Below are 20,758 nucleotides of genomic sequence, written 5' to 3' on the forward strand. Positions count from 1 at the left end.
TTGGGCAGCAACGCCGGGGCGGTCAAGCGACAGGGCACGGGGCCGGGCCGTCGGTCCGGGTGTCTGCCCGGAAATCAGGCAGACACGCCGCCGCGCAGGCCGGTCAGATAGCTGGCCAGATTGTCGCCCAGCACGGGCTGCAGATAGCCGCCCTCCTGCACATTGAGGACCGGCAGGCCCGCCCCCGCGATGGCCGCGGCGATCCGCGCGAAGCCCTCGGTCGTGACGGTCATCCCCTGGAATGGGTCGCCCTCATGCGCGTCCAGCCCCAGGGCCACCACGATCACCGAGGCCCCGAAGGCCGAGATCTGCTCCATCGCCCCGGCCAGCGCCTGCAGATAGGCCGCGTCGCCGGTGCCCCGCGCCAGCGGCAGGTTGACATTATAGCCCATGCCCCGCCCGATCCCGCATTCCTGCGCGCCGCCCGCATAGAAGGGATAGAACTCGGCCGGATCGACATGGATCGAGACGGTCAGCACGTCGTCGCGATCCTCGAAGATGCCCTGCGTGCCGTTGCCGTGATGCACGTCGATGTCCAGGATCGCGGGCCGGTGCCCCGCCGCGCGCAGATGCTGCGCGGCGATGGCGGTGTTGTTGAGAAAGCAGAAGCCCCCCGCCACCTCGCGATAGGCATGATGCCCCGAGGGACGGCAGAGCGCATAGGCCCACCGCTCGCCCCGCAGGATCGCATCCGCCGCCGTCAGGGCGGATTGCGCCGACCAGTAGACCGCGTCCCAGGTGGTGGCCGAGACCGGGCAGGAGGTGTCGGCGTTGTGATAGCCGATCTGCGCCTCGGTGCCGGTCGCGTAATGGACGTTCCGGTCGGGCGCGATGCGGCTTGGCACGACCTCGTCCAAGCCCGGCACCTCGGCGGCGCGGCGGGCATGGATGCCGCGCAGATAGGTCAGGTAGCGCGGCGTGTGGATCGCGGCCAGCGGCGCCATGCCGTGATCGACGGGCGGGACGGGCTGCAACCCGGCACGCGCGGCCCCGGCCAGCAGCGCCTCGACCCGGTCGGGGCGGTCGGGGTTCTGCCCGATCTTTCCGTCCACCAGCCGGAAGCGGGGATCGTGCAGGCGCTGGCGGTCGTCAAAGATCAGGGTCATGATGCGTCCTTGGAAGGGTCTTGCCGGGGTTGAGGATGCCTTGGGGGTCCAGCGCGGCCTTGATGGCGCGCATCACCTCCAGCGCGACGGGGTCCTTGTGCCGCGCCATCGGCGCCAGCTTCGAGATGCCGACGCCATGCTCGGCCGAGAAGGTGCCCTCCATCCCCACCGCCAGCGCGTCGATCTGCGCCCTCAGCGCGGCCTTCAGGCCCGCATCGTCGCGCGAGGGCCAGCAGGTGTAGTGGATGTTGCCGTCGCCCAGATGCGCGACCGACAGCACCTCGCAGCCCGGGTCGATGGCGCGCAGCAGCGGCTCGATCCGGCGCAGGAAATCGGCGACCGCGTCGCGGGGCAGGGCGATGTCGGTGTCCAGCACCGGGCGGCGGGCAAAGGAGATCTCGGCGGCGGCCTCGCGCCGGGCCCACATCGCGCGGCGCTGCGCCTCGCTGGCGGCGATGACGGCATCGGCGATGATGCCGGCCTCCAGCTGGGTCGTCAGGATCTGCTCGAAGGTCCCGGCCAGATCGCCGGCGCGGGTCGCGGCCAGCTCGACCAGCAGGTTGACGGGATGGGGGGCGTCGAAGGGCTCGCGCGCTTCGGGATGCAGCGCCAGATGCCCCTCGATGAAGGCGCGGGGCATGAACTCGAAGGCCACCACCGCATCGCCCGAGGCATCCTGCAGGGTGTTCAGCAGATCGGTGGCCGCATCCAGCGAGGCCATGGCGACCATCGCCGTCGCCCGCTCGGCCGGGCGGGGATGCAGCTTCATCACGGCGGCGGTGATGATGCCCAGCTGCCCCTCGGCCCCGATCATCAGGTCGCGCAGGTCGAAGCCCGAGTTGTTCTTGTGCAGCGCCTGCATCAGGTCCAGCACCCGCCCGTCGGCCAGAACGACCTCCAGCCCCAGGCACAGATCGCGCGTGTTGCCATAGCGCAGCACATTGGCGCCGCCCGCATTGGTCGACAGCACGCCGCCGATCAGGGCCGAGCCCGAAGCCCCGAAGGCCAGGGGAAACATCAGCCCGTGATCCTCGGCCGCCGCATCCAGCGCGGCGACGATCACCCCCGCCTCGACCACCGCGATGCGCGAGCGCGGGTTGATCTGGCGGATGCGGTTCATCCGATCGACCGACAGCACGATCGCGCCTTGGGCCATCGCCCCGCCATTCAGCCCGGTCCTGCCCGAGACCGGCACCACCGCCAGCCCCCGCGCACCCGCCAGGCGCAGCACCGCCGCCACCTGATCGCGATCAGCGGGGCGGGCGACGGCCAGGGGCTCGCCGCGATACTGTCCGGTCCAGTCGCAGGTCCAGGGCGCCATGTCCGCGCCGGTCAGGACATGCGGCGCCCCCAGGATGTCGGACAGGACTGCGGTCAGGTCGGTCATGGGGTCTTCCTCGGGCAGGGCGTCGGTGGGGTCAGCCTACAGGCCCGCGCGGGGCACCGGAAGAGGGATGGGGCGACCGGTTCAGATCCGCCAGATGATCAGCACGACCGAGGCCGCCAGCAGGGCCATGCCCGCCAGTTCCCACAGCCGCAGCCGTTCGCGAAAGACCACGACCGAGGCCAGGATCGAGAAGATCAGCTCGACCTGCCCCAGGCTGCGGACATAGGCGGCGTTCTGCAGCGCGAAGGCGGTGAACCAGCCAAGGCTGCCCAGCACCCCGGTCACCCCCACCGGCAGCACCGCCCGCCAGCGCCGGGCGACGCGGGACAGCTCGCCCGGTTCGCGCAGCGCCAGCCACAGGGTCATCACCGCCGTCTGGAACCCGGTCGCCGCGACCAGCGCCACCAGCGCGCGGGTCAGCGCCTGCGGGTGATCGACCTGCAGGGTGGCCGCGCGATAGCCGATGGCCGACAGGCCGAACAGCCCGCCCGCCGTCAGCCCCAGCAGCAGCGCGCGCCGGTCCACGCCCTGCGCGGCCCAGCCCCCCGCCGGGCGTGACAGCAGCAGGACGCCCGCCGTGCCCACCAGCATCGCCGCCAGCCCCTCGGCCGAGACCGGCTCGGACAGGATCAGCGCCGAGAGGGCGGCGACCAGCAGCACCTCGGTCTTGGTGAAGCGATGCCCACCGCAAAGGCGCGCGTGGCGAACAGCGCCACCGTGGCCAGCGTCGCCACGATCTGCGCCAGCCCCCCCGCCATCGCCCACAGCCAGAAGGCCGGCCTCAGCGCCGGCAGCGCCTCGCCCCGGGCCAGCAGCAACGCAGCCAGCGCCGCCCCTGCCAGCGGCGCCGCGAAGACGAACCGCGCATAGGTCGCCCCGCCGGTCGACAGCCCCGTCGCGCGTAGCCCCTTCTGCAACATGAAGCGCAGGGTCTGCACCGCCGCAGCGGCAAGGGTGATGAGGACCCAGGGTTCCATCGAAGGCTCCGGTCGAGGCGGTCGGTCGGGCGTAGCGCCGGGGCGGAATGAGGGCAAGGGTGGCGGGGGAGGCGGGGTGGAGTCGCCCTGAGCGCCGAGCCGTCATCCGGATGTCACGACCGGCAGGCTATCTGGCCCCTTTGCCAGGGGCAGGATGTCCGATCTCGATTGTCTCATGATGGCGGCGCTCGGTCTTGCGGATATTGCGGCGGAGATCTCCGCCCAGGTTTGGAGCGGCGATCCTGCCGTGACCTCGAAACCGGATGGCTCTTCCCTGACCGAGGCAGACCTGCTCATCGAGGCGCGGTGGCGGGAGCAGATCAGGCGGCAGTTTCCAACGCATGGCATTCTGGGCGAGGAATATGGTTCCGACACTGGCAGCAGTGCCTTCACCTGGGTGCTGGACCCAATCGATGGAACGCGCCAGTTCGGGGCCGGGCTCTTGAATTTCGCGTCGCTGATCAGCCTGTGCAGAGACGGCCTGCCGGTCCTGGGGATCATTGACCTGCCCGTGCCGGGTGCACGCTATGTTGCAGCGGAAGGGAAGGGCACGCGCTTCGCGGGCCGTTCCGTGCGCAGCAGCGCGTGCCGGGATCTGGCGAAAAGCGTGATCAGTCTGGCCAACCCGGACAGCTTCCGGACGGAGAGTGTCCCGGGCTACGACAGCCTGCGTTCGACCGGGCATGTGCGGGTCTTCGATGGCGGCGCTCCGGCCTATGGCGCCCTTGCCCGAGGGCTGGTCGACATCTGCCTGAACGGCGACGATCTGGATGCCTACGATATCTGCGCCCTGTGCCCCGTGGTGCAGGAGGCCGGAGGCAGGATCACCGACTGGAGGGGGCAGCCCCTGTCTCTGGCGTCACGAGGGGCCATCGTCGCCAGCGCCTCCCCCGAACTTCATGCCAAGGTTCTGGATCGGCTCTTGCAGACTGTCTGACCGGCGCCTTGTCCCGCAGCGTAGTCATCGCATGTCCTTCTGAGGAATGCGCCCCGAACTGAAAAGGCCCCGCAACGGCGGGGCCCTTCCGGGGTTTGAGGGCAGTCGTCTCAGACGGTTGACGTTCCCGTCGAACCGGATGTCTTCGTCGCTCCGGTCGTTGCCAAGGTGCTGGGCGTGCCCGAGGCGGCGGGACGTCCCGACGGTCCGGCGTCCGATGGCGCCTTGCCTGCGGTGTCCTCGGTCAGCTCGTCCTTGGCGGCGGCGACCACGTCCGAGGCGGCGGACTTGGCCTCGTCGAGGCCCGCGGAGACGGCATTGGTCACGCGGCTCTTTTCCTCGTGATAGACCGCTTCGGCCTCGTCGAAGAGCTGGTCGCGGTACTCGCCCAGCAGCTCGTCCTCGCGCCGGGTGCCCGGCAGCAGGGCGCCCAGGGCCGCGCCGCCGATCAGGGCCAGCGCGCCGAACAGCAGCGGCTCGGAATCGTAGCTGCGGGCGACCTGGCGGTTGGCCTGGGACATCTGGCGGCGGGCGGCGTCGCTGGCATCCAGCGCCTTGTGGCGCGCGGTCTCGACCCGGCGGCGGGCCTCGTCGCCCAGTCCCTCGGTGCCTTCGCTCAGGCGGTCGCGCAAATGGCGGGCCTGATCGCCCAGGCCGGAGGTGCCGTCGCTCAGGCGGTCGCGCAGGTGGCTTGCCGTCTCTTTCGTCCTGTCCATCATGCCATGCTCCTTGCTGGGTCCGGTGGTCTGACCGGAGGCTGTGCCGGTCGTCGCCGGGCCATGGTCCGAGGCCCAGCCCGGAGGCGGGGCCACGGGCCGGGGCGCGCGGGCCGGGGCCGGCGCGGCGGGTCGGGGCGACACGGCCGGGGCGCGGTCGGGACGCACCGGTCGGTCGTCCGACGACTGGCCGAGACGATGCACCGGGTCATGGCCGCGCCCGAAGATCAGCCAGGCCAGCCCGATGCCGGTCAGGCCCAGGGCCACGGGATTGGCGCGGGCGGCGGTGCTGGCCGCCTCGGCCCAGTCCGCGCCGTTCTGGCGGACCGAGCCGGTCAGGCGGCGCGACAGTCCGTCCAGCGACAGCTCGCCCTGCAGGTCGTCCAGGGTGCGGCGCAAAGCCTCGCGGTCCTTCTCGATCTCGTGTTCGATATGGTCGGGGGTGTCAGTGTCATGCGTCATGATAGGCTTCCTTCACCGCGCTGGCATCGCGCTGGACGTTTTCGACCGTGCGCGTCGGCATGAGGTTCTCGGGCGCCAGATCGGCCATGCCCTTGCGCAGCAGGACATAGGCGAGGATCGCCAGGACCACGCCCACAATCACCGCGCTCCAGATCGGGCCCAGATCGGTTTCGGCCAGGGCGGCGACCAGGGCCACGGTCAGCACGTTCAGGGTGACGATGCCCAAGACGGCGGCGGCGACGATCATGCCCAGACCGGCGCCGGCGCGGCCGAGGTTCTGGCGCATCTCGGCCTTGGCCAGGGTGATCTCCTTGCGGACCAGATCGCCCGAGAGGCGGAGGGCGTCGGCGGCGAGCGCCGCGGGGTTCTGCGGGCGGACGGGATCAGTCATGGGTTCCTCCCTTGCCGGGCAGGCCCGTGGGGGACGCGGCGCCGGTCGGCACCGGGCGGGCGGCATCGGGGGTCGTGCCGGGGGTGGCCGAGGTCGAGGCGGTGCCTGCGGGGCTGACCCGGGCGCTGTCGCCCGAGGGCGCGCGGCGGATCATCTCGGAGGTTCCGAAGCCGCTGGTGTTGGCGGGTGGCGTCGAGGGCGTGGCACCGGCGCGCAGGAAGCGGATGGCGGCAAAGCCCGCCAGCGCCGAGAGGCCCAGGAAGGCGCCCGGCTGGCGGCGGGCGAAGCCGCGCACATCCTCGACCATCTGGGCGGGATCGGTGGAGGTCAGGCTGCCCGCCGCGCTGCTGACGCTGTCGGCGGCACGATCGAACATCGTGGCGATGGGCGAGTCGGGGTCGATCTCGGACCCGGCCTTGCGCAGGCCCGCGGCCACGCTTTCGGCGCGTTCGGCCAGGCCTGAGCGCAGGTCCTGCTCGCGGCGCGTGACCTCGTCCTTGACGCTGCCGGCAAGGCGCGCGGCCTGGTCCGTGGCCTGGGAGGCGAGGCCGTCCGTCGCGGATGCGGCCGTCCCTCGGCTGTGGGTGTCGTCGGTGGTCATCTGGCATCTCCTCGGTCTTGGGGCCCGGGGGCGCGCCGGCGGGTCGATCCGGCGCGTCCCTCGGGTCTGGATGGGGCGCTGAACCGGCGAAGGGGCGAAATGTTCCAATGGGGGTCCGGTGGCGGGGCCGGAGCGGGGGTTGTGCACCCCCGCACCCCCGCAGGATATTTGCGCCAAGATGAATGGGACGGCAGGGGCTGCGGGCGCGCGTGCAACTTCGCGGGGGCGGGGGCGTTGGCGCGGGGAATTTCAGGACGAGGAGGGGCCGGGGCATGCAGACGGACGATCAGGTCGTGTTTTCGCTGTCCGAGCATCTGGGGCGGCTGGCCATGCCGCTGGAATGGCTGGTGGTGCTGATCGAACTGTTCGCGGTCGCCATCCTGATCCTGGGGATCGTGCGGTTCCTGAGCTGGTTCCTGTCGGGCGAGGTGCTGCGGCGCGAGGCCCATGACCGGGATCATCAGCTGAACCGGGGGCGGCTGGCGCTTGGCCGGCATATCCTGTCGGCGCTGGAGGTTCTGATCGTGGCGGACCTGATCCGCACCGTGCTTCACCTCAGCTTCGACAACATCCTGCTGCTGGGCGGGCTGGTGCTGATCCGGTCCTTCATCTCGATGAGCCTGGAATACGAGATGCGGGCGCTGGAGAAGGCGTGACGGGACGAGATGGGGCGGGACCCCTCAGCCGTGGTCGGCCTCGCGGGCGCGGGCCAGGGCCTCTTGCAGGCGCAGGGCCAGCTCGCGAAGGCGCGGGGGAATGTCCTCGCGGGCGACCTCGGACATGAGGTCCTGCATGGCGCGGTCCAGATGCGGATCCGCAGGCGAAGTCTTGTCGTGATCGGTCATCATGTCCCCGGCTGTCCTTTTTCCGTCTGGTCGCACGCGTCCCGCCGTCTGTCACGCCCTATAACATCGGTGCACGGGCAGATCATGTCACATTGTGGTTGGTCCTTCGGGGTTTGCACCGCAGCGGGACCGCAGACGCATCGGCGTCCGGGCCGCTGCGGATGAGGGGCCTGCAACCGGCCCGCCCGTTCGATGTTCCCGGTCCCGCCCTGCGGACCCCCCGGCATCGGCGGGATCCGGCCTGAGCGGGGCCGCGTCGGGCAGGGATGCGGACCGGGATGGAACCCTGCGGCGACCGTTCCGGTTTGGTCTGGCAGCACATACCCAAAGGGGCGCCGCAGGCATGTCCGACAATATCATGGAATACATCCCCGCCTTGCGCGCCTATGCGCGATCCTTGTGCGGGCGGGCGCATGATGCCGACGATCTGGTTCAGGAGACCCTTCTGAGGGCCATCGAATATGCGGACCGCTACAAGCCCGGCAGTCATATGCGGGCTTGGCTGTTCACCATCATGCGCAACCGCTTCTACACCACTGTCAAGAAATCGGCGCGCGAGCGGACCGGAGGGGCGGATTGCGTTTCGGGGTCGCCCATCTCGCAGCCGGGGCAGGAATGGTATCTGCGCCACCGCGAGCTCTGCGACCAGCTCGAGAGGATACCGGCCCATTACCGCGAGGCGCTGGTGCTGGTCTCGGTCCTGGGGGAAAGCTATATCCGCGCCGCCGAGGTGATGGACTGCGACATCGGCACGGTGAAAAGCCGCGTGAATCGCGCGCGGGGCCTGCTGCGCAAGGCGCTGGAACCCGAGTTCTGACCTTGAGGCGGGCCTCGGACCTGGCAGGGGCTGAAAGCCTGTCGCCCGACACGGCTCCGGAACTGTGCCTAGAGAGTTAACTTATCGCAAATCTCTTTCGATTTTCAACTTGTGCAAACAAATGTTCTAGAACGACACGTTCAAGTTGTTTCTTATGGTCTTCCGACGACTGGAAGGAAGGCGCGACCGATGATTCCCCAACCCGATTCCAATCTGACAACCTATGTTCCCGCGCTGCGGCTTTATGCGCGCGTGCTGTGCGGCCATGCCGGGACGGGCGACGGGCTGGTCGCCTGGTCGCTGCACCGGGCGGACGAGCTGGCCCGGCGCCAGTCGGACGAGACCTGCCGGTTCATGTGGCTGCTGTCGACCCTGCGCGACCTGCATCGCAGCGGCATGCTGGACCGCGCCTCGAACCTGCCCTGCCCGAAGGAGGTGCCGGGGCAGGAGGATCTGGCGCTGCTGATGACGCTGCCCCCGGCCGAGCGCGAGGCCCTGACCCTGGTGCGCTTCATGGGCTGCACGCAGGCGGATGCGGCGCGGATCATGGATGTCGCCCCCGAAACGATCGGGCGGCTGCTGGCCCTGGCCCGCCTGCGCATGGGCGACAGGCCGATGGGGTCCGCCTGACCGGCCGGGAACATCGCGGGTTTCAGGGGGTTTCTCCTTCGGAAGCGACCCGGCCGACCGACAGGGCCGCGATGAAACGGAGGCAAACGATCGATAATCTCTTGGCACGCAAGTTGGGGCAGGTGATCCGGCTCTCGGCGACGGATCTGCATCTTCTGGACGGCCTCGTGGAGGGCTCCTACGAGGTGGCCCATGGCGAGGACATCATCAAGCAGGGCGACACGCCGCGCTTCGTCCATCTGGTGCTGGACGGCGTCGTCTGCCGCAACAAGGTGCTGCCCAATGGCGACCGGGCCATCGTGGGACTGCTGCTGCCCGGCGATCTGTGCGACCTGCACATCGCGATCCTGGGAAGGATGGACCACAACATCTCGGCTTTGTCGGATTGCCGGATCGTCGATATCCCGCATCGCAAGGTCGCCGAGATGACATCGAATTCGCGGCAGCTGTCGATGGCTTTGTGGTGGGCGACCTTGGTGGACGAGGCGATCCTGCGCGAATGGCTGGTGGGTCTGGGCCGGCGCCGGGCGGACCGCCGCGCCGCGCATCTGCTGTGCGAGATCCTGGCGCGGCTGGAGGCCGTGGGCCGGGGGCAGGACCGCATGGTGCCGCTTGGGCATCAGCAGCTGGCTGATGTTCTAGGCATCACCTCGGTCCATCTGCACCGGGTGCTGGGGGTGCTGAAGTCGCGCGACCTGATCGCCCAGCAGGACCGGCGCATCCTGGTGACGGACATGGCGGGCCTGCGCGATTACGGGCAGTTCGATCCCGACTACCTGCATCAGGACGACAACCTCAGTCCGCTCGCCGAGTGGGTCCTGGCCGGCTGATCCCGGGGGCGACCGGAACCCGGTCGCCCCCGAACAGCAGCCGGGCGCAGCGCTGCAGGTCGACGGGCTTCTCGCACAGCGGAACGTCGCGATAGGCGGCGGCGATCGCCCGGTGGTCATAGCCCGAGGCGAAGATCACCGGCACGCCCTGCGCCCGCAGCCGGTCCACCACGTCATAGGACATGGCACCCCCCAGATTGATGTCGACCACCGCGCCGTCCAGCCGTGACGTCCGCGCGATCAGGTCCAGCGCCTGATCGACGCTGGCCGCCGGGCCCACGACCCGCGCCCCGGCCAGATCGAGGGCGGTCGCCAGATCCTCGGCGGCGAAGTAATCGTCCTCGACCAGCAGGATGTGCCGGCCTGCAAGACCCGGCGCGCTCACGAGGCCATCGCGGGGGCGAGGGCGGGCCGTTCCAGCGGCAGGTCGATGCGGCAGTCCAGACGGTCGACGCCCAGATGATAGGTGGTCAGCGCCCCCAGGCTGTAGGGCAGGGCCTTCTCGATCAGGCGCCGGCCATAGCCGCTGTCCGGCGCCTGGCCCTGGGCGGGGTCGTGCAGGATGCCCTCTTCCTGCCAGTCGATCACCAGGCGGCGGCCCGTGGCCCCCTCCTCGACCTGCCAGCGGACCGTCAGGACGCCGCCCGCGCCGGACAGGGCGCCGTATTTTCGGGCATTGGTGGCCAGTTCATGCAGCCCCAGGGCCAGGGTCTGCACCAGCGAGGGGCGGATGCGCACCGGGGCGCCGTCCAGCCGGATGGTGCTGCCCTCGCGCGCGCCAAGCGCGTCCAGCTCCAGCCGCAGCAGGGCGGGCAGGGTGATCGGCTCGTGATCCGAGCGCGACAGCAGGCCCTGCACCCGCGACAGCGCCGACAGGCGGGCGTTGAAGCGGTCGAGGAAGGCCGGCGTCGGGCCGGTCCCCGCCATGGTCTGCGTCGCGATGGAGCGGACCACGCTGATCAGGTTGCGGGTGCGGTGCTGCAGTTCGGCGACAAGGACGCTCTGGCGGTCATGCGCCTCTCTCTGCGTCTGCACATCGGTCGAGGTGCCCAGCCATTCGGTGATGCGGCCCGCCGCGTCGCGCACGGGGGCGGACCGGGTGCGGTGCCACAGATGGGCGCCGTCCGCCGCGCGCCGGATGCGGAACTCGGTGTCCAGCCCGCCCCGGGCGTGCGCCTGATCCCAGGCCAGCATCACGCGGTCACGGTCCTCGGGATGGACGGCCTCCAGCCAGCCCCATCCGCGCGCCTGTCCGGACGACTGGCCGGTGAACGAGATCCATTGCGGGCTGGTCCAGATCCAGTCGCCGCGATCCAGCGACCGCCAGACCAGCTGCGGGATGCCCTCCATCAGGGTGCGCAGCGAGGCGTCGGCCTTGTGGCGCTCGGTCACATCCCGCCCGATCCGGACGAAGCCCGTCAGCCGGCCCCCGGGGTCGCGCAGCGCGCGGACCGCGCCCTCGATGAAGACCTGCGCGCCGTCCTTGCGCTGATGGGGGCGCGTGATCGGCGCCGAGCCGTCGCGGGCGGCGGCCTGGGTCTGGGTGCAGGGCTGGCCGGTCTGGCGGTCCTCGGCGGTGGCGACCAGCGCGCCGGGCCGACCGACCGCCTCGGCCGCCGTCCAGCCGAACACCGCCTGCGCGCCGGGCAGCCAGTCGGTGATGATGTCGTCGGGATCGGTGACGAAGATCGCGTGGTCGGTGACCGATTCGACCGTCAGGCGAAAGCGCTCTTCCGATTCGCGCAGGGCATTCGCCTTCAGCAGCCGGTCGATCAGCGGTCCCATGACGGCGCTGTAGGTGCGCAGGAACTGGATGTCGTGATCCGCGAAGCGGTGCGGCTTCGTGTCGTCGACCTGCAGCAGGCCATAGACGATGCCGCCGGGCAGCAGGATCGGCACATTGGCCAGCGCCACCACGCCCTCGTCGCGCATGAACTGCGGCACCTCGAACCGGGTCTCCTCTGCGATGTCCGGGCTGGTCACGGGGTGCCCGCATTTGATCGAATAGCTCTCGGACGAATGCTCGGTCATGGGGATGCGGACCCGGCCCACGACGTCGGGATTCCAGCCGATCCCCGCGCGCAGGAACATCTGGCCGCCACCTTCCTGCAATTCCAGCACCTTGGCGCGGCGGGTGCCCAAAGCCTGGGCGACCAGCCGGCAGGCCTCGTGCAGCATCTTGTCCAGATCGTCGTGCCGGGCCGCGAAATCCCCGAAATCCGCCAGCGTTTTCTGGCGTGCCGCATAGATCCCGATGATGTCGTCTTCGGTCATGGAGGGCAGGACCTCGCTGTGGGATTCATCTTGCAGTCTATGCAATCATAGGCAACTTGGGATAGCAAAACGTAATAGTTCGATTCATGCCAGATTGTAGATGCGTACCTGCAACAAATGTGCAAATCTATATGTCTAAGTCCGTCGGACCGGCAGTCATGTCGGTTCGTGATAGATCCAGGGGACCCGGATTTGCGCATGTCGGTCGGGGCGGATGCCGCCTCGGCTTCTGGTTTGCGATCCCGGAGGGGTGAAAAACACATGATGTACCGAATCATGATCGTCGAAGACGAGTACTGGACCGCGATGCATCTGGCCAACGAGGCCCGCGATCGCCGCGCCATCGTCCTCGGCCCGATCAGCTCGATCGAGAAGGCCGTCCAGTTCATCGAAAGCGCCGAGCCGCCGGATGTCGCGATCCTGGACATCCAGCTGCGCTTCGACGAGGTCTTTCCGCTGGCGGACCTCATGCGCAAGGCGCAGATCCCGTTCATCTTCGCCACCGGCTACGAGCCCGAGGACCTGCCCGAACGCTTTGCCGACGTCCCGCATTTCGTGAAGCCGTTCATCGGCGGCGAATGCGTCGATGCGGTGCTGGACCTGGCCGCCGCACGCCGCGCCGCCTCCTAGGCGGCGCCGTGTCGGGGCAAGGGGTCCGGGCCGTCGATGCCTGCCTTCCCCCCGGACATGCAAACGGGCGGCGCTTTCCGCGCCGCCCGTTCCATGCCCGCCGCGATCACTCGCTGCGGTCGTCCACGATGATCTCGACGCCGTTCTCGGTCGCATAGACGGCGATCACGTCCTCGGGGGCCCGGTCCTCGGCCTCCAGCGCCTCGACGATGCGGGGGTTCTGCTGCATCGCGGCCTGCAGGGCCTGACGGCTGTCGCCGGCCTCCTCCATCGCCGTGTCCAGATCGCCGCGCGTGCCCATCGAGGTACCGGCGGTCTGCGTGCTGCCCGTGGCCAGCCCTTCCGAGATGCCCGCCGGGCTGCCGGATGCCTGCGCCGCCGTGCCCGAGGCCGCGCCCGGCGCGCCGCCCGAATCCTCGACCGTCTCGTTCGTGGTGCGACCGCCGGTCATCGGCGGATTGGATTCCTCGGCGGTGGCCATCGAGGCGCCGCCCGTCTCGTCGACCTCGCTCAGCGGCAGGATCTGCAGGCGGGTGGTGGTGTCCAGCGTCTCGACCACGTCCTGGCCGATCTGGCCCTCGCGCAGGTCCTCGGCCAGACGGGTGCGGGTCAGGGCATCGGGTTCGGCCGAACCGCCCGAGTCCTCGGCCGAGCCGGTGTTCTGGCCGCTGCCGGTGATGGTGGGCTGGGTGCCCTCGGCCCCTTCGGGTGCCATGCCCCCGGTCGTGTCGGCGTCGCCCTCGGTCTCCATCTCCGTGCCGGACTGCATCTCGGCCCCGGCGTCCGCCTCGGTTCCGGCTTCGGGCATCTCCGCGCCGGCATCGGGAAGCTCGGCCTCGGGCGGATCGACCCGGGCCGCCCCCTCGTTCTCGACCGGCTGCGCGCCGTCGCCGCCCACGACCGAGCCCGCCGCCCCGGCGCCGCCGCCCAGTTCCTGCTCGGCCTGACCCCTGTCCAAGGGGGCCTCGGAGGGGGCCGCCGTACCCTGCGCCCAGGCCGGGCCGGCAAGGGCCACGGCCAGAAGGGCCGCGGTGTTGGTCTGCATCAGATGTCGTGCCATGTCGTGTTCCTTCACTCAGATGCGCCCGTCCGGGCGGTGTGAAGGTCCAACCGGGGGCAGGGGCGAATGTTCCGGGGGCCGGGGCGTGACGGGCCCGATCCGGGGGCGGGGGCGGTCACGTTCGCGCGGGTCCGGCGTGAGCCTTGGCCCCACATGCAGAGGGACCGGCGCCCTGCCAGGCGCCGGTCCCGTCGGACGGTCTGCAAGATCTGGGATCAGGCGGTTTCGGAGGCGCCGATCATCCAGTCCCGGTGGCGCTGCTCGTCGGCCAGCGCCTTGCGGAAGAAGGCCACCGATTTCGGCAGCGCGTCGGCATGGGTCGAGGCGCGCTCATAGGCGGTGACGGTGTCCTCCTCGTTCGTGCGCATCGCCTTGAGGATCGTGCTGTCGCCCAGAAGCCCGGCCAGCGCGACCTTGCCGGTGGTCAGCATCTGCTTCATGTCGCCCTCCAGCGGCGCCTCGGCCCCGGTCTCGGCGGCGATCTCGTTCAGGACGTCCAGATGCTGCAGGTGATCCTGGCGGAAGGCCTCGACCTGCGCGGCCAGGATCGGGTCCGACAGGCGCGAGATGGTGGATTCATAGGCCGCGATCGCGTCGCGCTCCAGCAGGATCAGGTTGGTGACAAGATCCGTGATCCGGTCTTCGGTTCCGACGGTGGTTGCCATGGGTCGTCTCCTTGTTCGCAAGACCGACCTGTCCGGCCGGCATCGGGGCGTGCAACCGGGCGGGGCGGCGTTTGTTCCCGGCCCGCCCGGTCGCGGGGGATCTCAGGGCGTCAGCACGACCTTGGTCCAGTCGTTCTGGTTCTCGGCAAAGTTGCGATAGCCGCGCGGGGCCTCTTCCAGGGACAGGCGGTGCGAGATCAGGAAGGTCGTGTCGATCTTGCCCTCCATGATCATGTCCAGAAGCCGGGTGCCGTAGCGCTGCACATGGGTCTGGCCGCTGCGGACCTGCAGGCCCTTCTCCATCAGCGCGCCAAGCGGGAACTTGTCGGCCATGCCGCCATAGACGCCGGGGATCGACACCCGGCCGCCCTTGCGCACCGCCATCAGTGCCATGCGCAGCGCATGGGCCCGGTCGGCGCCGATGCCGACCTTCTGCTTGGCGGCGTCCATCAGGTTGTCGGGCGCCATGCCGTGGCTTTCCATGCCGACCGCGTCGATGACCGCGTCGGGGCCCATGCCGCCGGTCATCTCCATCAGCGCCTCCAGAACATGGGTCTGGGTATAGTCGATGATGTCGGCGCCGAGGCCCCGGGCCAGGGCCAGGCGGTTCGGGTGGTGGTCGATGGCGATCACCCGCCCCGCGCCCATCAGCAGCGCGGATTGCACGGCGAACAGCCCGACCGGCCCGCAGCCCCAGACCGCGACGCTGTCGCCCGGCATGATGTCGCAATTCTCGGCGGCCATCCAGCCGGTGGGCAGGATGTCGGACAGGAACAGCACGTCCTCGTCGGGCACGCCGTCGGGGACCACGATCGGCCCCACGTCGGAATAGGGCACGCGCACATATTCCGCCTGGCCGCCGGGATAGCCGCCGGTCATGTGCGAATAGCCGAAGAGCCCGCCCACCGCATGGCCGTACAGCAGCTCGGAGGCCTCCTGCGTCTCGACCGGGTTGGCATTGTCGCAGGCCGAGAACAGCGTCGCCTTGCAGAAGAAGCAGCTGCCACAGGAGATGGTGAAGGGCACCACGACCCGCTGGCCGGTCTTCAGCGTCGATTTCGGGCCGGTCTCGACCACCCGGCCCATGAATTCATGGCCCAGAATGTCGCCGCCCTGCAGCCCCGGGATGACCGCGTCATACAGGTGCAGGTCGGATCCGCAGATCGCGGTCGAGGTGACCTCGATGATCGCGTCGCGGGGGTTGACGATCTGGGGATCGGGGACCGTGTCCATGCGGACGTCGTGCTTGCCGTGCCAGGTCAGTGCGCGCATCAGGTGTTCCTCTGGTTCGAAGCGGTGGCGATCTCGCCGGTTTCCAGCAGCATCTTCAGCCGCTTCAGTTCCTGCCGCCCGCGGGCCTTGGGATCGAGGCCGCGCAGCTTCGCGGCCCAATGGCCCAGAAGCCCGTAGGGCGGGACATAGGCGACATGGGCCTCGACCTCGGTGCCGCGCCCGGCGGGGGCGTCGCGCAGGCGGATCTTGGCCTCGATCTGGAAGTCGGCACCCTCGACCGAGCGCCAGGCCAGGGATTCGCCGGCGCGGTCCTCGACCAGCCGCGTCTCGATGCGGAAGGGGCCGTGACCGCCGTCGATCACCCAGATGGGGCGGTCGGGCGTGCCCTCGATGGCGACCAGATCCTGCATGAACAGCGCCAGCTGTTTGGGGTCGCGCCACATGGCGTGGATGCGGTCGCGGGGCGCGTCGATGGTGACGGTGCGGCCCGTGACCTGATAGCCGCCGAACTGCAGCCGCTTGGCGGTGCGGCCCGGGGCGCTGTCGGCGGGATGGCGGGGGCCGGGCGTCATCAGGCGGGCCACCCCCACCACGCCCAGGGCCAGGACGGCGACTCCGAGGATGGGGAAAAGATCGGATCTGCGGTCGGTCATGAAACCTCCTTGTCGCATGGGGCTGCGAGGGGGCCAGAACCACAGGGGTGGGCTTTTGTTCCCGCCCGCCTCAGCGCGGGATGACGGTCATCGAGCCGTCCGTCTCCAGCACCACCGACTGCACCTGCGCCAGTTCGGTCTTGCCGCTGGAGCGCAGCGCGGCGTCGATCTCGTCGCGGGTGACGCGCTGCGTCCTCATCGCGCCTTCCAGCGGGCGGCCGTCATGGACCAGCAGCGTCGGCTCGGCCTTGATCAGCGCGCGGAAGCGATCCGAGCGGACTGACAGCCACGTGATCGCGTATTGCAGATAGACCAGCAGGGCCAGGGCCACGACCCCCTCGACCAGGGGCACGCTGGCGGTCAGCAGCACGGTCGCCAGGGTCGAGCCCAAGGCCACGGTCACCACCAGATCGAAGGCGTTCATCTTGCTCAATGTCCGCTTGCCCGAGGCGCGCAGCATGACGATCAGCGCCAGATAGGCCAGCAGGCCGACGATGACCGTGCGGATCACGCCGGCCCAGTCATCGAAGAACATCGGATCGGACATGGGGGTCGGCCTTTCATCGGGGGACGCTGCGGGGCGAACCGGGTCAAGCCGCCTTGTCCCCGATGGTTCCCCGCGGCCCTATCCCTGATGCCAGGGCAGCGCGCGGGCCCCGGCGCCGCGCAGGCTGACCTGCGCCAGCGCACACAGCGCCAGCAGCAGCAGCGTCGACAGGACCGAGACGGCGGCGGCGGCGGTCGAATTGCCCTCGTATTGCAGGGAAAACACCATGACGCCGATGGTCTCGTGCCCCGAGGACCACAGAAGCGCCGACAGGGTCAGCTCGTTCATCGCGGTCATCACCACCAGCATCCCCCCGGCCAGCGCGGCGGCCAGGACCGAGGGCGCGAAGATCCGGCCCATCCGGTCGGCCAGCCCCAGCCCGGCCAGACGCGCGGCCTCGTCCAGGCCCGGGTCCGCTCCTTGGGCCGCCGCCATCACCGGGCGCAGGACCAGCGGCAGGAAGCGCGCCAGATAGGCGATCAGCAGGATCGCGGCACTGCCGTAAAGCGACACCCCCAGCAACGGCAGGGGCGGCAGGAAGGCCAGGATCATCGCCAGCGCGACCACGGTGCCCGGCACGACCCACGGCGCCTCGGCCAGCAGGTCCAGCGCGGTGACGGCGGGGCTGGGGCGGCGCGTCGCCAGATAGGCCAGGGGCAGCGTCACCGCGACGCACAGGATCGCCGCCGCGCCTGACAGCATCAGCGAATTGCCGAAGGCGCGGGTGACGGCGGCATTGGCCAGCACCCGGGCGTATTGGTCCAGGCTGGCGACCTCGACCGAAAAGGGCACCCCGATCGCGGGCACCAGCGAGGTCAGGACCAGCGCGGCCAGCGGCAAAATCGCGATGACCGCGACCCCCGCCCAGATCAGCGCCTGCGCCCAGAGCGGCGCGCGGCGCGAGGGCGAAAAGGCGCGCCCGCCCTCGATCCGCATGCGCAGCTGCCGCATCAGGGCCGCGCGCAGGGCCAGCGCCGCCACCGCGATCAGCGTCAGGATCAGCGCCAGCACCGCCACCTGCCCCGCGACCGAGGGGCCGAAGCCATTCAGCCGCTGATAGATCAGCGTGGTCAGCATCGGCACGCGGCCCGGAATGCCCAGCAGCGCCGGAATGCCGAAATTGCCCACGGCGGCAGTGAAGGCCAGCAGCGCGCCCGCCAGCGCCGAGGGTGCGACCAGCGGCAGGATCACCCGCATCAGCACCCGGGCGGGGGGGACGGCGGCGATGCGCGCGGCCTCGACCAGATCGGCGGGCACGGATTTCAGCGCCGCGCGGATCGCGATGAAGACCAGCGGCATATGCTCGATCCCCATGACCAGCGCGATGCCCATGCGGGAATAGAGCGGATTGCCCTGCCCGGGCGCGGGCGCAAGCCCGAGGGCGCGCAGGATCGGGGATTGCGACCCCAGCAGCTCGATCCAGGACAGCGCCAGGATCTGCGAGGGGATGATCAGCGGCATCAGGATCAGGAAGGACAGCGCCGCACGGAACCGCATCCGCAGCAGCCCTACCGCCAGCGCCAGCCCTGCCCCCAGGGTCAGCGAGATCCCCACCGAGACCAGCGACAGCGTCAGCGTGTTCCAGAAGGCCCGGCCCGTGGCGCGCGCCGACAGCGTGTCGCGCATCGTGCCCAGCAGCTGCCCCTCGTCCCCGGGGCCGAAGGCGGTCAGCAGCAACTGCCCAAGCGGCCAGACGGTGATGAGGCCGACATAGACGCACAAGGCGAGGGCCAGCATGCGCTCGCCCCCGCCGGTCCTGCGGTCGCCGAGAAGGTGCAGGTCAGCCGCCATAGAGGTCGGCGAACTCCATCTTGACGTCCTCGCCATCCGATAGAAGCGTGGCATTGTCGGCGCCGATGATGCTGAGGCTGTCGGCCTCGGGATAGCCCTCGGGCGCGGCCATGCCGGCGACCAGCGGGAAATAGCCCTGCGCGACCGACTGTTCCTGCGCGGCCTGGCCCAGCTGCCAGTCGACGAAGGCCTTCGCGGCATCGGGCACGTCGGTCCCGGCCAGGATCGCCACGGGCTGCGTCACCGCCGTCACGCCCTCGGAGGGAAAGACGAAATCGACGGGCGAGCCTTGCGCCTTGGCGTTCATCGCCATGTATTCGACCAGCACGCCATAGGCCTTTTCGCCGCGCGCGACGGCCTCCAGCACGGTGCCGTTGCCCTGGCCCGCGACGGCGCCGCCCTCGGCCAGCGTCTCGAAATACTCCCATCCGAACTCGGGCTGCTGGACCATCGTGCCCACATGGATCGCCGCCGCCCCGGAATACAGAGGCGAGGGCATGATCGTCTGCGCGGCGGCCTCGGGGGCGGCCAGATCGGCCCAGGAGGTCGGCGCCTCGACCATGGAGCTGTTATAGACGATGCCGGTGGTGATCAGCTTGGTGGGAAAGAACATCGCCTCCGCATCCAGCAGGGCCGGGTCGATCCCGTCCACGGGCGCCTCGGGATGCGCCATCAGGCGGTCGTCCTGCTTCAGCTGGGTCATGGCGACGGCATCGGCGATCAGCAGCACGTCGGCGGGGCTTTCGCCGGCGGCGAACTCGGCCTGCAGCTTGGCCATCACCTCGGTCGTGCCGGACCGGAACAGCTCGACCTCGATCTCGGGGTGGTCCTCGTTGAAGGCGGCGATGACCTCGGTCATCTGCTCCTGCGGCTGCGAGGTGTAGACGGTCAGGGTCTGCGCCAGAGCGGGCAGGGCAAGGCCGGTCAGGGCGGTGGACAGCATCAGGATGCGGGTCATGAAAGCCTCTCGGGGGTCGGGGACAAAGGGCACGCGCAGGGCGGCAGGGCGGCCGCTGCGGGGGTGTGGGAAAGAAGGTGGCGGTCAGGCATCGGCATCCGCCGTGGCGGCGACCGAGGGTTGGCGCAGGGGGGCGGCCTCGCCTTCGCGGGCGATGACCCAGCCCCCGGTGATGTCGATGCCGACCTCGTCCTGCGCGGGCAGCGGATGGTCCAGCGACAGGGTCAGCAGGTCCGTGCCGATGCCGCGCGGCAGGACATGGGTCAGATAGCGCCCGTTCTGGAAGCTTTGCGACAGGATCTGGGCGCGGACATGGCCCGGGCCCCGCGACAGGCGCAGATCCTCGCGGTGCAGGCACAGCCAGGCCGGGCCGGGGCCCGCCCGGCCCGGCACCTGAAGGCCCGGCACATTCCGGGCGGCGCCGTCCAGCGACAGGGTGCAGATCCCGTCCTGCCGCGCGGTCACCTCGACGGGCAGGGTCGCGCCATGGCCCACGAAGCGCGCGACCATCGCGGTGGCGGGCTGGCGGTAGAGATCCTCGGGAGTGCCCACCTGCTGGATGCGCCCGCCCTCCATCACCGCGATATGACTGGCGACCGCCATCGCCTCGTCCTGATCGTGGGTGACCAGGATGAAGGTCGTGCCGGTGGCGGCATGCAGGCGGCGGAACTCGGCCAGCATGCGGTGGCGCAGATGCGCGTCCAGATTGGCCAGGGGCTCGTCCAGCAGCAGCAGCGCCGGGCGCAGCACCAGCGACCGCGCCAGGGCGACGCGCTGGCGCTGGCCGCCCGACAGCTCGTGCGGGCGGCGATCGGCCAGGGGCTCCAGGCCCACCGCCTGCAGCATCTCGTCGACACGCTCGCGGCGCTCGGCCCGGGGCAGGCGGCGGGTCTTCAGCGCGAAATCGACATTGCCGCGCACGGTCATGTTGGGCCAGAGCGCATAGGACTGGAACACCATGCCCAAGTCGCGCGCCTCGGGCGGCACGAAGCTGTCGGTCGAGGCGATCAGCCGGTCGCCGAAACGCAGCTCTCCGGCGTCAGGCAGTTCCAGCCCGGCGATCAGGCGCAAGAGCGTGGTCTTGCCGCAGCCCGACGGACCCAGCAGCGCCAGGAAGGCGCCCTGCGGCAGGTCCAGATCGACATCGTGCAAGACCTGCTGGCCGCCGAACGACTTTCCGATCCCCTTGGCCTGGACGCGCGGCATCTGCCCTCTCTTTCAGGCGCCTGACTATCGCGGCGCCGTGAC

General features: G+C 70.1%; 24 protein-coding genes. 6 read left to right on the plus strand and 18 right to left on the minus strand.

Features of this window, described 5'->3' with window-relative positions:
• Positions 1 to 74: 74 nt before the first annotated feature.
• The 4 genes from FA743_RS09385 to FA743_RS20600 all read right to left on the minus strand — a co-directional run bounded on the left by FA743_RS09385 (position 75) and on the right by FA743_RS20600 (position 3,470).
• Positions 75 to 1,106 carry a histone deacetylase family protein gene (locus FA743_RS09385; protein WP_136885850.1) on the minus strand — a complete coding sequence of 344 codons (1,032 nt, stop codon included), beginning with the start codon at positions 1,104 to 1,106 and terminating at the stop codon, positions 75 to 77.
• Positions 1,090 to 2,493, minus strand: a complete 1,404-nt coding sequence (locus tag FA743_RS09390) for an FAD-binding oxidoreductase (protein WP_136885851.1) — start codon at positions 2,491 to 2,493, stop codon at positions 1,090 to 1,092. Before FA743_RS09390 ends, FA743_RS09385 begins: the two co-directional genes overlap by 17 nt.
• An 81-nt stretch (positions 2,494 to 2,574) precedes the next feature.
• Entirely contained in the window at positions 2,575 to 3,153 is a 579-nt protein-coding gene (locus FA743_RS20595) for an EamA family transporter (RefSeq protein ID WP_246054907.1), read from the minus strand.
• Positions 3,123 to 3,470, minus strand: coding sequence for a hypothetical protein (locus FA743_RS20600; protein ID WP_246054908.1), 348 nt, complete (start codon positions 3,468 to 3,470; stop codon positions 3,123 to 3,125). The genes FA743_RS20595 and FA743_RS20600 overlap by 31 nt, the downstream gene beginning before the upstream one ends.
• A gap of 154 nt (positions 3,471 to 3,624) precedes the next feature.
• Here FA743_RS20600 and FA743_RS09400 point away from each other — a divergent pair, with 154 nt between their 5' ends.
• Positions 3,625 to 4,407, plus strand: coding sequence for an inositol monophosphatase family protein (locus tag FA743_RS09400; protein WP_136885852.1), 783 nt, complete (start codon positions 3,625 to 3,627; stop codon positions 4,405 to 4,407).
• A gap of 110 nt (positions 4,408 to 4,517) precedes the next feature.
• Here the strand turns inward: FA743_RS09400 and FA743_RS09405 are convergent, their stop codons facing one another.
• From FA743_RS09405 to FA743_RS09415, 3 genes are read right to left on the minus strand one after another with little or no spacing between them, the layout of a single operon-like run.
• On the minus strand, positions 4,518 to 5,585 hold the full coding sequence (locus tag FA743_RS09405) for a DUF3618 domain-containing protein (protein WP_136885853.1): 1,068 nt from the start codon (positions 5,583 to 5,585) through the stop codon (positions 4,518 to 4,520).
• Entirely contained in the window at positions 5,575 to 5,976 is a 402-nt protein-coding gene (locus FA743_RS09410) for a phage holin family protein (protein WP_136885854.1), read from the minus strand. The genes FA743_RS09405 and FA743_RS09410 overlap by 11 nt, the downstream gene beginning before the upstream one ends.
• The gene (locus FA743_RS09415) at positions 5,969 to 6,577 is read right to left on the minus strand and encodes a hypothetical protein (protein ID WP_136885855.1); all 609 of its coding nucleotides are present in this window, start codon (positions 6,575 to 6,577) and stop codon (positions 5,969 to 5,971) included. Before FA743_RS09415 ends, FA743_RS09410 begins: the two co-directional genes overlap by 8 nt.
• Positions 6,578 to 6,849: 272 nt before the next feature.
• On the opposite strand from FA743_RS09415, the gene FA743_RS09420 reads away from it, so the two are divergent.
• On the plus strand, positions 6,850 to 7,233 hold the full coding sequence (locus FA743_RS09420) for a DUF1622 domain-containing protein (RefSeq protein ID WP_169308829.1): 384 nt from the start codon (positions 6,850 to 6,852) through the stop codon (positions 7,231 to 7,233).
• A gap of 24 nt (positions 7,234 to 7,257) precedes the next feature.
• Here FA743_RS09420 and FA743_RS20280 read toward each other — a convergent pair whose 3' ends face one another.
• Positions 7,258 to 7,425 carry a hypothetical protein gene (locus FA743_RS20280; protein ID WP_169308830.1) on the minus strand — a complete coding sequence of 56 codons (168 nt, stop codon included), beginning with the start codon at positions 7,423 to 7,425 and terminating at the stop codon, positions 7,258 to 7,260.
• 340 nt (positions 7,426 to 7,765) lie between these two features.
• Between FA743_RS20280 and FA743_RS09425 the strand changes: the two genes are divergently transcribed.
• From FA743_RS09425 to FA743_RS09435, 3 genes are all read left to right on the plus strand, one after another.
• The gene (locus tag FA743_RS09425; RefSeq protein ID WP_136885857.1) at positions 7,766 to 8,239 is read left to right on the plus strand and encodes a sigma-70 family RNA polymerase sigma factor; all 474 of its coding nucleotides are present in this window, start codon (positions 7,766 to 7,768) and stop codon (positions 8,237 to 8,239) included.
• 189 nt (positions 8,240 to 8,428) lie between these two features.
• The gene (locus tag FA743_RS09430; RefSeq protein WP_136885858.1) at positions 8,429 to 8,869 is read left to right on the plus strand and encodes a sigma factor-like helix-turn-helix DNA-binding protein; all 441 of its coding nucleotides are present in this window, start codon (positions 8,429 to 8,431) and stop codon (positions 8,867 to 8,869) included.
• Between the two features lie 101 nt (positions 8,870 to 8,970).
• A complete protein-coding gene (locus FA743_RS09435; protein ID WP_246054909.1) occupies positions 8,971 to 9,699 on the plus strand; it encodes a Crp/Fnr family transcriptional regulator in 729 nt (242 codons plus the stop codon).
• On the opposite strand, the gene FA743_RS09440 is transcribed toward FA743_RS09435, so the two are convergent.
• Both FA743_RS09440 and FA743_RS09445 read right to left on the minus strand, forming a co-directional pair.
• Complete coding sequence (locus tag FA743_RS09440; RefSeq protein ID WP_136885860.1) at positions 9,665 to 10,084, minus strand: response regulator; 420 nt, start codon at positions 10,082 to 10,084, stop codon at positions 9,665 to 9,667. The two genes, FA743_RS09435 and FA743_RS09440, sit on opposite strands and share 35 nt — an antisense overlap.
• A complete protein-coding gene (locus FA743_RS09445) occupies positions 10,081 to 11,973 on the minus strand; it encodes a PAS domain S-box protein (protein WP_136885861.1) in 1,893 nt (630 codons plus the stop codon). The genes FA743_RS09440 and FA743_RS09445 overlap by 4 nt, the downstream gene beginning before the upstream one ends.
• 261 nt (positions 11,974 to 12,234) lie before the next feature.
• Here FA743_RS09445 and FA743_RS09450 point away from each other — a divergent pair, with 261 nt between their 5' ends.
• Positions 12,235 to 12,603, plus strand: coding sequence for a response regulator (locus FA743_RS09450; RefSeq protein ID WP_136885862.1), 369 nt, complete (start codon positions 12,235 to 12,237; stop codon positions 12,601 to 12,603).
• Between the two features lie 106 nt (positions 12,604 to 12,709).
• Here FA743_RS09450 and FA743_RS09455 read toward each other — a convergent pair whose 3' ends face one another.
• The 8 genes from FA743_RS09455 to FA743_RS09490 all read right to left on the minus strand — a co-directional run bounded on the left by FA743_RS09455 (position 12,710) and on the right by FA743_RS09490 (position 20,716).
• Positions 12,710 to 13,663, minus strand: coding sequence for a hypothetical protein (locus FA743_RS09455; RefSeq protein WP_136885863.1), 954 nt, complete (start codon positions 13,661 to 13,663; stop codon positions 12,710 to 12,712).
• 215 nt (positions 13,664 to 13,878) lie between these two features.
• Positions 13,879 to 14,328 carry a ferritin-like domain-containing protein gene (locus tag FA743_RS09460; protein ID WP_136885864.1) on the minus strand — a complete coding sequence of 150 codons (450 nt, stop codon included), beginning with the start codon at positions 14,326 to 14,328 and terminating at the stop codon, positions 13,879 to 13,881.
• 102 nt (positions 14,329 to 14,430) lie between these two features.
• Positions 14,431 to 15,600: a zinc-dependent alcohol dehydrogenase gene (locus FA743_RS09465; protein WP_136885865.1), complete on the minus strand. Its 1,170-nt coding sequence runs from the start codon at positions 15,598 to 15,600 to the stop codon at positions 14,431 to 14,433.
• Positions 15,600 to 16,214: an SRPBCC family protein gene (locus tag FA743_RS09470; protein WP_136885866.1), complete on the minus strand. Its 615-nt coding sequence runs from the start codon at positions 16,212 to 16,214 to the stop codon at positions 15,600 to 15,602. Before FA743_RS09470 ends, FA743_RS09465 begins: the two co-directional genes overlap by 1 nt.
• Positions 16,215 to 16,284: 70 nt before the next feature.
• On the minus strand, positions 16,285 to 16,761 hold the full coding sequence (locus tag FA743_RS09475; RefSeq protein ID WP_211242227.1) for a DUF421 domain-containing protein: 477 nt from the start codon (positions 16,759 to 16,761) through the stop codon (positions 16,285 to 16,287).
• A gap of 78 nt (positions 16,762 to 16,839) precedes the next feature.
• Positions 16,840 to 18,498: an ABC transporter permease gene (locus FA743_RS09480; RefSeq protein WP_169308831.1), complete on the minus strand. Its 1,659-nt coding sequence runs from the start codon at positions 18,496 to 18,498 to the stop codon at positions 16,840 to 16,842.
• A gap of 43 nt (positions 18,499 to 18,541) precedes the next feature.
• Entirely contained in the window at positions 18,542 to 19,510 is a 969-nt protein-coding gene (locus FA743_RS09485) for an ABC transporter substrate-binding protein (protein WP_136885868.1), read from the minus strand.
• 84 nt (positions 19,511 to 19,594) lie between these two features.
• Complete coding sequence (locus FA743_RS09490; protein ID WP_136885869.1) at positions 19,595 to 20,716, minus strand: ABC transporter ATP-binding protein; 1,122 nt, start codon at positions 20,714 to 20,716, stop codon at positions 19,595 to 19,597.
• Between the last annotated feature and the right edge of the window lie 42 nt (positions 20,717 to 20,758).

The organism is Paracoccus gahaiensis, from assembly GCF_005048225.1.
In the GTDB taxonomy this organism is placed as follows: Bacteria; Pseudomonadota; Alphaproteobacteria; order Rhodobacterales; family Rhodobacteraceae; genus Paracoccus; species Paracoccus gahaiensis.